This window comes from Streptomyces lincolnensis (assembly GCF_021173675.1).
Taxonomy (GTDB): domain Bacteria; phylum Actinomycetota; class Actinomycetes; order Streptomycetales; family Streptomycetaceae; genus Streptomyces; species Streptomyces lincolnensis_B.
On sequence record NZ_JAIHON010000017.1, the window covers coordinates 92007 to 104862 of the forward strand.

Sequence of the window (12856 nt, forward strand, 5' to 3'; positions counted from 1 at the left end):
GGCACGACATGCACAACACCGTGGTGGAGCGGGAACTGGAGCTCAAACTCATCCTGTCGCCGGAGCGCAGCATCCCGGTCCCGGCCCGGCTGAGCTACCGCGTCGACGACCCGTACGCGGTCCACATCACCTTTCACATCGGCTCCGACCACCCCGTGTACTGGACGTTCGCCCGCGAACTGCTGGTGGAGGGGGTGTTCCGGCCGTGCGGGCACGGGGACGTGCGGGTGTGGCCGACGAAGGTCGCGGGACGCAGCGTCGTCCTGATGGCGCTGAGTTCACCCGACGGGGACGCCCTCCTGGAGGCCCCCTCGGCGCAGGTGTCGGCCTGGCTGGAGCGCACCCTGCGGGCGGTCCCCCCGGGCTCTGAGGCCGAGCGGCTCGGTATCGACGACGGCCTGGCCGAGCTGCTCGCCCCCACCCCGGGCTGTCAGGACGACCTCTGGCTGCGTGACCCGTGGCCGTCGGACGAGTCGAAGGACGGTGAGTGAGAACAGGTGTGCGGGAACAGCTTGGCCGGGTCGCGCCGGAGGAGCTCGCCCGGGTCGCGTCAGAAGAGCTTGCCCGGATTGAGGATGCCCAGCGGGTCGAACGCCGCCTTGACGGCCCGCTGCATCTCCAGGCCCACCGGACCGATCTCGCGGGCCAGCCACTCCTTCTTCAGGACGCCCACGCCGTGCTCGCCGGTGATGGTGCCGCCGAGTTCCAGGCCGAGGGCCATGATCTCGTCGAAGGACTCGCGGGCGCGTCGGCACTCGTCGGGGTCCGCCGCGTCGAAGCAGACCGTGGGGTGGGTGTTGCCGTCTCCGGCATGGGCCACGACACCGATGGTGAGCTGGTACTTCTCGGCGATCCGGTCGGTGCCTTCGAGCAGTTCCGCGAGCCGGGAGCGCGGCACGCACACGTCGTCGATCATCGTCGTGCCCTTGACCGCCTCCAGCGCGGTCAGCGACAACCGCCGCGCCTGGAGCAGCAGTTCGGACTCGGCCAGGTCGTCGGCGGGGACGACCTGGGTGGCGCCGGCCGCCTCGCACAGGGCGCCGAGGGCGGCGAGGTCGGCGGCCGGGTCCTTGGTGTCGAAGGCGGCCAGCAGGAGGGCCTCGGTGGTCTCCGGCAGGCCCATGTGCGCCAGGTCGTTGACGGCCTTGACCGTCGTACGGTCCATCAGTTCGAGGAGGGAGGGCACATGGCCGCCCTCCATGATCCGGCACACGGCGTCGCAGGCGGCCGCCCCGGACGCGAACTCCGCCGCCAGCACCAGCTGCGCGGGCGGCTGCGGCCTGAGCCCCAGGGTCGCCCGTACGACGATGCCGAGCGAGCCCTCGGAGCCGACGAACAGCCGGGTCAGGTCGTACCCGGCGACGCCCTTGGCGGTACGGCGGCCGGTGGACATCAGCCGGCCGTCGGCGAGGACGACGTCCAGGCCCAGGACGTACTCGGCGGTGACGCCGTACTTCACGCAGCACAGGCCGCCGGAGGCGGTGCCGATGTTGCCGCCGATCGTGCACATCTCCCAGCTGGAGGGGTCCGGCGGGTAGTAGAGGCCGTGTTCGTTGACGGCCCGGGACAGCGTGGCGTTGATGACGCCCGGTTCCACGACGGCGATGCGGTCGACCGGGTTGATCTCCAGGATGCGGTCCATCCTGGTCAGGGACAGCACGATGCAGCCGTCGGAGGCGTTGGCGCCGCCCGACAGGCCCGTGCGGGCGCCCTGCGGGACGACCGGGACGCGCAGGTCCGTGGCGGTGCGCATGACGTGCTGGACCTCTTCGACCGTGTGCGGGAGCACGACCACCGCCGGCGAGCCGGCCGGGCAGAAGCTCGCCATGTCGTTGGCGTAGGAGGCCGTGACGTCCGGGTCGGTGAGCACGGCCTCGGTGGGGAGTCCGGACAGCAGACGGTCGACGAGGTTGCCGGTCTCCTCGTCGCGGGGCGCTTCGATACGGCTCATGATCACAGCGTCGCACCCGGGGCCATCGGTGTGAACCCCGCGTACGGCGGCTGCCGTGTGCCCGGATGTGGTCGTCGTACTGACGCACAGTGAGCGCCATGGAGAACCAGGACGAAGCTCCTGCGCCGGCACGCGGACCGAGGGGCGTTCGGGTGCTGATCGCCTCGGTCGCCGGGTGTGCCGTGCTCGGCGGGGTGCTGACGCTGCTGCCCTGGGAGCGGACGGCGCCACGGGCGCCCGCACCGACGCCGGGGGCCCGGGCGCACGCGGCGGCGGCCGGCGTACCGATGTCGCTGCCCGGGCTTGCGGCCCTGATCGGTGAGCGCGAGGCCCGGGTGCGGGCGCGTCCCGGGGACGCGGTGTCGTGGGCGGTGCTGGGGTCGGCGTATGTGGAGCGGGGGCGGCGGACCGCGGACGCCGGGTACTACCCGCGGGCCGAGAAGGCGTTGCGTACGTCGTTGAAGGTGCGCGCGAAGGGCAACGCGCAGGCCCTCGGCGGTCTGGCGGCGCTGGCGAACGCGCGCCGGGACTTCCGGGCGGCGCGGGCCTGGGCGGAGGCCGCGCGGAAGCTGGAACCGAGGCGCTGGACGACGTATCCGCTGCTGATCGACGCCTGCAACGGCCTCGGCGACCACCGGGCGGCCCGCGCGGCCCTGGACCGGCTGCGGGAGCTGCGGTCCGGGCCGCCCGTGCTGGCGTGGACCGCGGCCGTCCACCGGGACCGGGGGTGGCGGGAGGACGCGGCGGCGCAGCTCTCCGACGCGGTGGCCGGGGCCGGGACCCCGGTGGAGCGGGCGGCGTATCTGGAGCGGGCCGGGCAGCTGGCCTGGGAGCGCGGCGACCGGGAGGACGCCCTCAGGCACTTCCGGGAAGCGCTGCGGAACGACCCCGACCAGCGGGCCGCGCAGGCCGGCCAGGGCCGGGCCCTGGCCGCGCTCGGCCGCACCACGCCGGCGGTGAACGCCTACCGGGCGGCACTCGCCGGGCAGCCCAGCCCTCAATACACCCTGGAGCTGGGCGAGTTGTACGAGTCGCTGGGGCTGGTGCGGGCGGCGCGCACGCAGTACGAGCTGCTGCGGGCGCGGGTGCGGAGCGCCGCCGCGGGCGGGGCCGACGAGGAGCTGGTGCTCGGCCGGTTCGAGGCGGACCACGGTGATCCGGCCGCCGCGGTACGGCTGTTGCGGACCCAGTGGGCGCGGCAGCCGGGCATCGAGGTGGCCGACGCGCTGGGGTGGGCGCTGCACCGGGCCGGGGACGACGAGGAGGCGCTGCGGTTCGCCACGATCGCGACGGACGGGACGCGGGGCGGCGGGGTGCGCAGCGCGCCGTACGCGTACCACCGGGGCATGATCGAGCGGGAGTTGGGCCGGTACGGGCCGGCCCGGCGGCATCTTCAGGAGGCGCTGCGGATCAACCCGTACTTCTCGCCGGTCCAGGTGCGGGCGGCCCGGGAGGCGCTCACGGAGCTGGGCGAACCCTCGCTGGAGGTACCGGACTTCACAGGACCGCCGTGCCGATCAGCGCGTTGCGCGTGACCAGTGCGGCGAGTTCCTCCTCCGCCAGCCCCTGCGTCCCCTCCGGCCTGCGCGGCAGCACCATGTAGCGGGTCTCCGCGCTGGAGTCCCACACGGTGATGTCGGTCGTCTCGGGCAGCCTGAGGCCGAACTCCTCCAGGACCGCCCGGGGTTCGCGGACCACCCGGGAGCGGTACGCCTCGGACTTGTACCAGCTCGGGGACGGGCCGAGCAGGCGCAGGGGGTAGCAGGAGCAGAGCGTGCAGACGATGACGTTGTGCGTCGACGCGGTGTTCTCCACGACCCGCAGCCGCTGCTCGGCACCCTCCATGTACCCCAGCTCCCGCACGGCCGCCGTGCCGTCCGCCAGGAGGCGGGACCTGAAGCCGGCGTCCGTCCAGGCACGGGCCACCACCCGCGCCCCGCTCGCGGGGGACGCCCCGGCGAGGAACGCGTCGAGGGCCTCGTCCAGCTGGGTGCCGGTGAGCACCCCCTTCTCCTCCAGGAGGGTCTCCAGCCGCCGCACCTTCCGGGAGATCGACGCGTCCGAGTGGCCTCCGGCGGGGTCACCGCTCGTCATCGGAATCCTCTTCCAAGTAGCTTTCCCACAGATCCAGTACGACGTGATGGTCGCCCTCGCCCCACAGGTCCCGCGCGGCGAAGCGGACGGCGTAGATCTGCTCGACCGGCGCGTCCCCGCGGCCCCGCGCGTTGACGTCGGCCAGCGCGGCCGGGCCCTCCGGTTCGACCACCGTCCCCCGCTTGCCGCGCGCGTATCTCGGCAGGCGGGTGTGGTGCGGCGGGTCGTGGCGGAAGGTGCGGACGCGGGCGCCGGGGGCGAAGCGGTCGTCGGCCGTCGGGGCGGCTGCCGGGTCGGTCATCGTGCCCCGCCCGGCTCGTCCAGTTCCCCCGGCGCGATCACGCCCTTGCGTTCCAGGAGGGCGACGAGGGCCAGGTACCAGCGCTCGTAGTACGAGGTCGCCAGGTACTCCGTGGGCGGCATCGACTCGACGGTGTCCCGGAACTCGTCCAGGTTGAAGACCCCCTGGGCGCGCAGGGCGTTCCAGATGCCGAAGACCCGTGCCTCCCAGTCGGCGTGGAAGGGCTCCGTGTCGTCGGTGGTGTCGACCGGGCCGAAGCCCTGGGTGCCGCCCACGTCGTTGATCCTGGCCATGCGGTCAGGCTACTCAGAGGTTGCCGCGCTTGGCCTGCTCCCGCTCGATCGCCTCGAACAGGGCCTTGAAGTTGCCCTTGCCGAAGCCCATCGAGCCGTGGCGTTCGATGATCTCGAAGAAGACGGTCGGACGGTCCTGGACCGGCTTGGTGAAGATCTGGAGCAGGTAGCCGTCCTCGTCGCGGTCGGCGAGGATCTTCAGCTCGCGCAGGGTCTCGACGGGGACGCGGGTGTCGCCGACCCACTCGCCGAGGGTGTCGTAGTAGGAGTCCGGGGTGTTGAGGAACTCCACCCCGGCCGCGCGCATCGTGCGGACCGTCTCGACGATGTCGTTGGTGTTGAGCGCGATGTGCTGGACGCCGGCGCCGCCGTAGAACTCCAGGTACTCGTCGATCTGGGACTTCTTCTTCGCGATCGCGGGCTCGTTGATCGGGAACTTCACCTTGAGCGTGCCGTCGGCGACGACCTTCGACATCAGGGCGCTGTACTCGGTGGCGATGTCGTCGCCCACGAACTCCTTCATGTTCGTGAAGCCCATGACCTTGTTGTAGAAGCCGACCCATTCGTTCATCCGGCCGAGTTCGACGTTGCCGACGCAGTGGTCGATCGCCTGGAAGGTGCGGCGGGCCGGGGGCTCGACCATCGGGGTCGCGGCCACGAACCCCGGGAGGTACGGGCCGTCGTAGCCGGTGCGCTCGACCAGGGTGTGACGGGTCTCGCCGTAGGTGGCGATCGCGGCGAGGACGACCGTGCCGTGCTCGTCCTTCAGCTCGTACGGCTCGGCCACGGAGCGGGCGCCGTGCTCGACGGCGTAGGCGTGCGCGGCGCGCGCGTCCGGGACCTCGATGGCGAGGTCGACGACGCCGTCGCCGTGCTCGGCCACGTGCTGGGCGAGGAAGTGGCCCCAGGGGGTGGCGGGCCTGATGACGGAGGTGAGGACGAAGCGGGCGGAGCCGTTCTCCAGTACGTAGGCGGCGGTCTCGCGGTTGCCGTTCTCGGGCCCGGAGTAGGCCACGAGGCGCATGCCGAAGGCGGTGGAGTAGTAGTGCGCGGCCTGCTTGGCGTTGCCCACGGCGAAGACGACCGCGTCCATTCCCTTGACCGGGAAGGGGTCGGCCTGCCGGGCGGTGTCGGGAGTGTGGTCTGTGGTCTGCGTCATAGCGGAAGCGTGGTCCCGTGACGGCAAGGTGCGCAATAGTTCGCGATTCCGCTGGACAATATGTGCAGTGCGGTGCGCAATCATGGGGGTCCTCTGTACAGGATGACCACCCGCTCGGGAGGCTGCTGTGGCGATCGACCATCTGGACGGACAGATCATCGTGCTGCTGGCGCGGGAGCCGCGGATCGGGGTGCTGGAGATGTCCCGGCGGCTGGGGGTGGCGCGGGGGACCGTGCAGGCGCGGCTGGACCGGCTTCAGTCGAATGGCGTCATCCGCGGATTCGGCCCCGAGGTGGATCCGGCGGCCCTCGGCTACCCGGTGACCGCCTTCGCGACCCTCCAGATCCGGCAGGGGCAAGGGGCCGACGTACGGGCGCACTTGGCGACCGTGCCGGAGGTGCTGGAGCTGCACACCACCACCGGCAGCGGGGACATGCTGTGCCGGCTCGTGGCGCGCTCCAACGCCGATCTCCAGCGGGTGATCGACCTGGTTGTCGGTTTCGATGGGATCGTCCGGGCCTCCACCGCGATCGTCATGGAGAACCCCGTTCCTCTGCGGATCATCCCGCTGGTGGAACAGGCCAGCCAGCAGGAGGCGGCCCGGGAGCGGACGTAACCGGCGCGGGGTGAGGCGATGTGAACTTCTGGGAGTATCTGGCGGGCCGCCACCAGCAGCTGCTCACTGACGCCTACCAGCACGCCTCCGCCGTCTTCCAGTGCATGGTCGCGGCCACGCTGATCGGCGTGCTCATCGGCGTCGCCACCTACCGCAGCGACTGGGCCGGCAACCTCGCGACCACCGCCACCTCGACGATCCTGACCATTCCGTCGCTGGCCATGATCGGCCTGCTGATCCCGGTCGTCGGCCTCGGTGTGCCGCCCACGGTGATCGCGCTGATCCTGTACGGGCTGCTGCCGATCGTGCGCAACGCGATCGTCGGGCTGCGCGGGGTCGACCCCGCGCTGGTGGACGCGGCGAAGGGCATCGGGATGTCCCGGCCGATGCGGCTGGTGCGGGTCGAGCTGCCGCTCGCCTGGCCGCCGATCCTCACCGGGATCCGGGTCTCCACGCAGATGCTGATGGGCATCGCGGCGATCGCCGCCTACGCCTCCGGACCCGGCCTCGGCAACGAGATCTTCCGCGGGATCGGCTCCCTGGGCAGCAAGAACGCGCTCAACCAGGTCCTGGCGGGCACGCTCGGGATCATCGTCCTGGCCCTGCTGTTCGACGCCGTGTACGTCCTGATCGGACGGCTGACCATTCCCAGGGGGATCCGTGTCTGAGACAGCGCCTGAGACGGCGGCTTCCGGAGCTTCTCCCTCGGCTTCCGGTGCCTCGACGACTGCGTCCGGTGCCGCCACGACGGCGTCCGGTGCCTCGATCGAGCTGGAGAACCTGACCAAGCGGTATCCGGGCAATCCCAGCCCCGCCGTCGACAACGTCAGCATGGAGATCAGGGCGGGCGAGCTCGTCGTCTTCGTCGGCCCGTCCGGATGCGGCAAGTCGACCACGCTCAAGATGATCAACAGGCTGATCGAGCCGTCGGGCGGGCGCATCCGGATCAACGGCGAGGACGTCACGAAGATCGATCCGGTCAGGCTGCGCCGCAAGGTGGGCTACGCGATCCAGTCGGCCGGCCTCTTCCCGCACATGACGGTCGCGCAGAACATCTCCCTCGTACCGAAGATGGTCGGCTGGCCGAAGGGGCGGATCAGGAACCGGGTGGAGGAGCTGCTCGACCTCGTCGGGCTGGACCCCGGCGAGTTCCACGGCCGCTATCCGCGGCAGCTGTCCGGCGGCCAGCAGCAGCGGGTGGGCGTGGCGCGGGCGCTCGCGGCCGATCCCCCGGTGCTGCTGATGGACGAGCCGTTCGGCGCGGTCGACCCGATCACCCGCGACCACCTCCAGGACGAGCTGATCCGGCTCCAGCACGAGCTGCACAAGACGATCGTCTTCGTCACCCACGACTTCGACGAGGCGATCAAGCTCGGCGACCGCATCGCCGTCCTGCGCGAGCGCTCGCACATCGCCCAGTTCGACACCCCTGAGGCGATCCTCACCAACCCGGCGGACGACTTCGTCTCCGGGTTCGTCGGCGCGGGGGCGGCGCTGAAGCGGCTGAACCTCACCCGCGTGAGGGACGTGGAGATCACCGGCTATCCGACGGTGACCGTGGACGACCCCCTCCAGGAGATCTTCAACAAGCTCCGCTCCAGCGGTACGAACGAGATCCTGCTGCTCGACACGCGCGGCCGCCCCTACAAGTGGCTCAGGCGTGGCGACCTGATGCGCGCCAAGGGTTCCCTGGCCCGCGCCGGGACCCTGGTCGGCGACACGGTGACCCGGGACGCGACCGTGCGGGACGCCCTGGAGGCGGTGCTCACGGACAGCTCGGGGCGGGTGGCGGTCACCGGGCGGCGCGGCGAGTACACGGGGGTGGTCGACGTGGAGACGCTGATGAACTCCGTCCACGACCTCCTGGAGGCCGACCGGCTGGAGGCGATGGCCCACCGGCACGACCTGGAGGAGCTGCGTTCCGCGCAGACGCACGCCGAGCAGGAGGGCGCGGGAGGGGTGACGAAGGCGTGACGGGGCGTGGGGTACCTGAGGTGGGGGAGCCGGGGGTGGACGCGTCGGGCGCGGGAGCGTCGGGCGCGGGAGCGTCGGGCGCGGGAGCGTCGGGCGCGCCGGAGTCGGAGGCGCCGGGGTCGGAGGCGCGGGGGGAGGCCGAGGCGTCGCCTGCTCCCCCGGGCCCGCTCAGGCCCCGGATCACCTGGCAGCAGCTGACCCTGCTCCCGGCGGTACTGGTGGCGGTCCTGCTCGCGACCTGGCTGTGGTTCCGGCAGGCCGACCTCGACCCGCTCTCCGAGAACGCGCTGTCGAACGGCCAGGTGTCCAAGGCCCTGTGGCAGCACGTCGAACTCACGGTGATCTCCACGTTCTTCGTGCTGGTCATCGCCATCCCACTGGGCGTCCTGCTCACCCGCCGGGCCTTCCGCAGGGCGACCCCGGCGGCCATGGCGGTCGCCAACATGGGCCAGGCGACCCCCGCGATCGGCCTGCTGGCCCTGCTGGTGATCTGGCTCGGCACCGGCATGAAGGCCGCCCTGATCGGCATCATCATCTACGCCGTCCTGCCCGTGCTGTCGAACACCATCGCCGGCCTCGACGCCAACGACCCGACCCTGCTGGAGGCGGCCCGCGGCATCGGCATGTCCTCGTGGGGCGTGCTCGGGCGGGTCGAACTCCCCCTCGCCGTCCCGCTGATCCTCGCCGGTGTCCGTACGGCGCTCGTCCTGAACGTCGGCACGGCGACCCTGGCCACCTTCGGCGGGGGCGGCGGTCTCGGCGTCCTGATCACCACCGGCATCACCAACCAGCGGATGCCGGTGCTGATGCTGGGCTCGATCCTCACGGTCGTCCTCGCGCTGCTGGTGGACTGGCTGGCGTCCCTGGCCGAACTGCTGCTCAGGCCGCGGGGGTTGGGGGTGGGGAAGTGAAGCGGGCCCGCCTGACGATCGCCGGTGCCCTGGCCCCGGTCCTGACCCTGGTCATGGCCTCGGGCTGCGGTCTGACCAGCGGCTCCCCGATGGTCGACGACGTCCGGCCCGGCTCGATCGGCAGGGGGCTGCCGCTCAAGGGCGCCGATCTCACCGTGACGTCGAAGGAGTTCACCGAGCAGCTGATCCTCGGCGCGATCATGGGCATCGCCTTCCAGGCGGCCGGCGCGGACGTCCTCGACCGAACCGGCATCCAGGGCTCGATCGGCGCCCGGGAGGCCGTCAAGTCCGGTGACGCCGACGGGATGTACGAGTACACGGGCACCGCCTGGATCACCTACCAGGGCAACAGCGACCCCATCGCCGACCCGCAGCGCCAGTGGCAGGCGGTCCGCGACGCCGACCTGGAGAACGGCCTCACCTGGCTGCCGAAGGCCGCCCTCAACAACACCTACGCCCTCGCCATGAACCGGGCCAACTTCAGGAAGTACGGCACGAAGACGCTGTCGGACGTGGCCGCGCTGGCCCGGAAGGACCCCGGCGCGGTGACGGTGTGCGTCGAGAGCGAGTTCGCCAACCGGGCCGACGGGCTGCCGGGCATGGAGAAGGCGTACGGCATGAGCCTCCCCGCCTCCCGGGTCACCCAGATGGACACGGGGATCATCTACACCCAGGCCGCGAAGGGCAGTTGCGTGTACGGGGAGGTCTTCACCACCGACGGCCGCATCACCTCCATGAACCTGGCCGTCATGGCGGACGACCGGAAGTTCTTCCCCAACTACAACGTGGCCCCCGAGATCAACAGCGAGAGCCTGAAGAAGTGGCCGGCCATCGCGGAGGTGCTGAACCCGGTCACCGCGAGGCTGACGAACGCGGTGGCGCGGGAGTTGAACGCGAAGGTGGATGTCAAGGGGGAGGATCCGCACCAGGTGGCGTTGGAGTGGATGGAGAAGGAGGGGTTCGTCCGGGAGGGGTGAGGGGGTGGCGAGGGGGTGCGGGCAGTCACCAAGACCCGTTACAAAGAGTCCGATGCAAAGAGTCCGTTGCAAAGGAAGCTTTGCAACGATAGCTTTGTACGCGTGCCCGAGGACCCGAAGCTTCATGAACTCGACGCCCGCACGCTGCGCGGGCTCGCCCACCCTCTACGGATGCGGCTGCTGTCCGCACTGCGTCGCGGCGGACCCGCCACCGCGTCCCAACTGGCCGAAAAGCTGGGCGAGTCCAGCGGCGCCACCAGCTACCACCTGCGCCAGCTCGCCGCGTACGGCTTCGTCGAGGACGCGCCGGAGCACGGCAAGGGCCGGGAGCGGTGGTGGCGGGCGGTCCACCAGGGAGTGCGGTTCGACGAGTCCCTGCTCCAGGACACGGATCCGGCGGTACGGGGCGCTGCGAACGTGTTCATGCACGAGGTCGCGAACTGGCACACCCAGGAACTCTCGACGTTCATCGGCACCCGGCACGAGTGGTCCGAGGAGTGGGTCGGCGCCTCGGACGTGAGTGACTTCACGCTTCGCCTCACGCCCGACCTCGCGAGCGAGCTCAACGAGAAGGTCCACGCACTCCTCAACGGCTACCGCGCACACGCGCTGCCGGAAGGCGCCCCGGGCGCCGAGCAGGTGCGTATCCACCACCACGTCTTCCCCATGCGAACGGACTGAGAGGCTCCGCCCGATGCATCCCGAGATCCATCTCGCCCTGCACCACGCCCGCGCAGCCGAACTCCGCGACCAGGCCGAGGCCCACCGCCTCGCCGCCAAGCCCCCGCGGGATCTGCGCACCCGCCTGGGCTGGACACTCGTAGAGGTGGGACTGCGCCTCGCCACCCCAAGGCCGGTCCTGGCACCGGGGACTAGCCCTGGCAGCTAGGCACGGAGCCCTTCCCGGTCTCCAGCGCCGTCAGCGCGCTCACCGCACCCTTCAGGGTGGTCACCGGGATCAGCCGCAGTCCCTCGGGGAGTTCAGCCTCGGCGTCGGAGCACTCGGCCCTGGGGACGAGGAAGACGGTCGCCCCGTCCCGCCTGGCGGCCTGTGTCTTCAGGGCCACGCCGCCGACCGCGCCGACCGTGCCGTCGGCGTCGATGGTGCCCGTACCGGCGATGACGCGGCCGCCGGTGAGGTCGCGGCCGGCGCCGTCGCCGTTCAGCTTGTCGATGATGCCGAGCGTGAAGAGGAGCCCCGCGCTGGGGCCGCCGACGTCGGCGAGCTTCAGCGTGACCCTGACCTTCTGGTCGTCGAGGTCCAGGTAGTTCAGCGCGGCCTCGGTCGCGTCACCCTGGGACTGCCGCATCTCCGCCGCGTTGTGCCGCTCGATCTCCTTGACGCTCTGCCCGCTCGGATAGACCGCGTCGCGCGGCATGACCGCCTGGTCCGTGCGGAACCAGCTGTCGACCACGTCGCCGAGGGAGACCCGGGTGTCCGGGTTGGTCGCCTCGATCGTCGTCATCCGCAGCTGACCGGTCGTCTCGCGCGTCGGCGCGCCCGAGATCGTGATCACCGGGGTGCCCTTGTTCTCCCCGAGCACATCGGCCGTCAGCCCTGGCTGCGTCAGCGAGAACGGCAACGGCGCGAAGAGCGCCGTCGCGATCAGGGCGACGACGGGCACGGCACAGACGGCGACGGCCCGGGGGCGCGTGAGACGAGAGAGCACGGGATCAATCTAACGCGGGGGTGACTTCAGGCCAGGCGCAGGTGGGGTGCGGGTACGTCCTGGCCGCGGGAACCGTCAGCGCAACGCCTCCGCGACCTCCCGCGCCGCGTCCACCACCCGGGGCCCCACCCGCTCGGGCACGGCGTCGGCCAGCATCACGACACCCACGCTGCCCTCGACACCGGTGACCCCCAGCAGGGGCGCCGCCGCCCCGCTCGCCCCCGCCTCCAGCTCCCCGTGCGTCAGCATGAACCCGCTCTCCCCCAGGCCCTGCTGCCGCGCGGCGAGAATCGCCCGCCCCGCGGCCCCCCGGTCCAGGGGATGCCGGAACCCCGCCCGGTACGCCACGTGATAGTCGGTCCAGGTGGGCTCGACCACGGCGACGGCGAGCGCGTCCGCCCCGTCCACCAGCGTCAGGTGGGCGGTCGCCCCTATGTCCTCGGCCAGGGACCGCAGCGCCGGCAGCGCGGCCTCCCGCACCAGCGGATGCACCTGCCGCCCCAGCCGCAGCACCCCGAGCCCCACCCGGGCCCGCCCGCCGAGATCACGCCGTACGAGGGCGTGCTGCTCCAGCGTGGCGAGCAACCGGTACACAACGGTCCGGTTCACTCCCAGTTTGTGGGAAAGCTCGGTGACGGTCAGTCCGTGGTCGGTGTCTGCCAGCAGCTTGAGGACACGCAGTCCCCGATCGAGCGTCTGAGAGGTCTCCGCGGTCACGACGCCCACTCCTTAGTGGTGAGGTCGACGGCCCCTGTCGCGGCGGATGCGTCACCGAGTCCCGTCAGCGACGCGCTTCAGAGGCCGCCGATCGGCCGGCGGCCCGGCCTGTCCGGGCCGCGTCGCTTCACGGCTGCGCTCCGCGGCGGCGCTGCCACGGGGCGTGTGCGTAGCGGGACAGTAGCGAAGCGGG

General features: G+C 71.5%; 16 protein-coding genes. 9 read left to right on the forward strand and 7 right to left on the reverse strand.

The annotated features are described in order from the left end of the window. Positions 1 to 8 precede the first annotated feature (8 nt). A complete protein-coding gene (locus tag K4B79_RS39465) occupies positions 9 to 491 on the forward strand; it encodes an SsgA family sporulation/cell division regulator (RefSeq protein ID WP_232032244.1) in 483 nt (160 codons plus the stop codon). Between the two features lie 59 nt (positions 492 to 550). On the opposite strand, the gene K4B79_RS39470 is transcribed toward K4B79_RS39465, so the two are convergent. Then, entirely contained in the window at positions 551 to 1957 is a 1407-nt protein-coding gene (locus K4B79_RS39470) for an FAD-binding oxidoreductase (protein WP_232032245.1), read from the reverse strand. 92 nt (positions 1958 to 2049) lie between these two features. Here K4B79_RS39470 and K4B79_RS39475 point away from each other — a divergent pair, with 92 nt between their 5' ends. After that, complete coding sequence (locus K4B79_RS39475; protein ID WP_232032246.1) at positions 2050 to 3486, forward strand: tetratricopeptide repeat protein; 1437 nt, start codon at positions 2050 to 2052, stop codon at positions 3484 to 3486. Here the strand turns inward: K4B79_RS39475 and nthA are convergent. From nthA to hppD, 4 genes are read right to left on the reverse strand one after another with little or no spacing between them, the layout of a single operon-like run. Further along, the gene (gene nthA / locus K4B79_RS39480; protein WP_232032247.1) at positions 3449 to 4045 is read right to left on the reverse strand and encodes a nitrile hydratase subunit alpha; all 597 of its coding nucleotides are present in this window, start codon (positions 4043 to 4045) and stop codon (positions 3449 to 3451) included. The two genes, K4B79_RS39475 and nthA, sit on opposite strands and share 38 nt — an antisense overlap. After that, the gene (locus K4B79_RS48065; RefSeq protein ID WP_269464510.1) at positions 4032 to 4346 is read right to left on the reverse strand and encodes an SH3-like domain-containing protein; all 315 of its coding nucleotides are present in this window, start codon (positions 4344 to 4346) and stop codon (positions 4032 to 4034) included. The genes nthA and K4B79_RS48065 overlap by 14 nt, the downstream gene beginning before the upstream one ends. Then, the gene (locus tag K4B79_RS48070; RefSeq protein WP_269464511.1) at positions 4343 to 4639 is read right to left on the reverse strand and encodes an SH3-like domain-containing protein; all 297 of its coding nucleotides are present in this window, start codon (positions 4637 to 4639) and stop codon (positions 4343 to 4345) included. The genes K4B79_RS48065 and K4B79_RS48070 overlap by 4 nt, the downstream gene beginning before the upstream one ends. A gap of 13 nt (positions 4640 to 4652) precedes the next feature. Beyond that, positions 4653 to 5798, reverse strand: coding sequence for a 4-hydroxyphenylpyruvate dioxygenase (gene hppD, locus K4B79_RS39490; RefSeq protein WP_232032248.1), 1146 nt, complete (start codon positions 5796 to 5798; stop codon positions 4653 to 4655). A gap of 127 nt (positions 5799 to 5925) precedes the next feature. On the opposite strand from hppD, the gene K4B79_RS39495 reads away from it, so the two are divergent. The 7 genes from K4B79_RS39495 (at position 5926) to K4B79_RS39525 (ending at position 11165) form a co-directional block, all read left to right on the forward strand. Further along, on the forward strand, positions 5926 to 6414 hold the full coding sequence (locus tag K4B79_RS39495; RefSeq protein ID WP_232032249.1) for an Lrp/AsnC family transcriptional regulator: 489 nt from the start codon (positions 5926 to 5928) through the stop codon (positions 6412 to 6414). A gap of 20 nt (positions 6415 to 6434) precedes the next feature. Continuing rightward, positions 6435 to 7082 (forward strand): ABC transporter permease, encoded by a 648-nt coding sequence (locus K4B79_RS39500; RefSeq protein WP_232032250.1) that lies wholly within the window; start codon positions 6435 to 6437, stop codon positions 7080 to 7082. Next, positions 7075 to 8388 (forward strand): betaine/proline/choline family ABC transporter ATP-binding protein, encoded by a 1314-nt coding sequence (locus tag K4B79_RS39505; protein WP_374208572.1) that lies wholly within the window; start codon positions 7075 to 7077, stop codon positions 8386 to 8388. The genes K4B79_RS39500 and K4B79_RS39505 overlap by 8 nt, the downstream gene beginning before the upstream one ends. 35 nt (positions 8389 to 8423) lie before the next feature. Further along, positions 8424 to 9299, forward strand: coding sequence for an ABC transporter permease (locus K4B79_RS39510; protein ID WP_232032251.1), 876 nt, complete (start codon positions 8424 to 8426; stop codon positions 9297 to 9299). A gap of 53 nt (positions 9300 to 9352) precedes the next feature. Beyond that, positions 9353 to 10276 (forward strand): glycine betaine ABC transporter substrate-binding protein, encoded by a 924-nt coding sequence (locus K4B79_RS39515; RefSeq protein ID WP_232032338.1) that lies wholly within the window; start codon positions 9353 to 9355, stop codon positions 10274 to 10276. Positions 10277 to 10378: 102 nt separating this feature from the next. Then, positions 10379 to 10957: an ArsR/SmtB family transcription factor gene (locus K4B79_RS39520; RefSeq protein ID WP_232032252.1), complete on the forward strand. Its 579-nt coding sequence runs from the start codon at positions 10379 to 10381 to the stop codon at positions 10955 to 10957. A 13-nt stretch (positions 10958 to 10970) separates the two neighbouring features. After that, the gene (locus tag K4B79_RS39525; RefSeq protein ID WP_232032253.1) at positions 10971 to 11165 is read left to right on the forward strand and encodes a hypothetical protein; all 195 of its coding nucleotides are present in this window, start codon (positions 10971 to 10973) and stop codon (positions 11163 to 11165) included. Here the strand turns inward: K4B79_RS39525 and K4B79_RS39530 are convergent. Beyond that, complete coding sequence (locus tag K4B79_RS39530; protein WP_232032254.1) at positions 11149 to 11946, reverse strand: S16 family serine protease; 798 nt, start codon at positions 11944 to 11946, stop codon at positions 11149 to 11151. The two genes, K4B79_RS39525 and K4B79_RS39530, sit on opposite strands and share 17 nt — an antisense overlap. Before the next feature lie 75 nt (positions 11947 to 12021). Next, positions 12022 to 12663 (reverse strand): IclR family transcriptional regulator, encoded by a 642-nt coding sequence (locus K4B79_RS39535; protein ID WP_232032255.1) that lies wholly within the window; start codon positions 12661 to 12663, stop codon positions 12022 to 12024. Positions 12664 to 12856 lie beyond the last annotated feature (193 nt).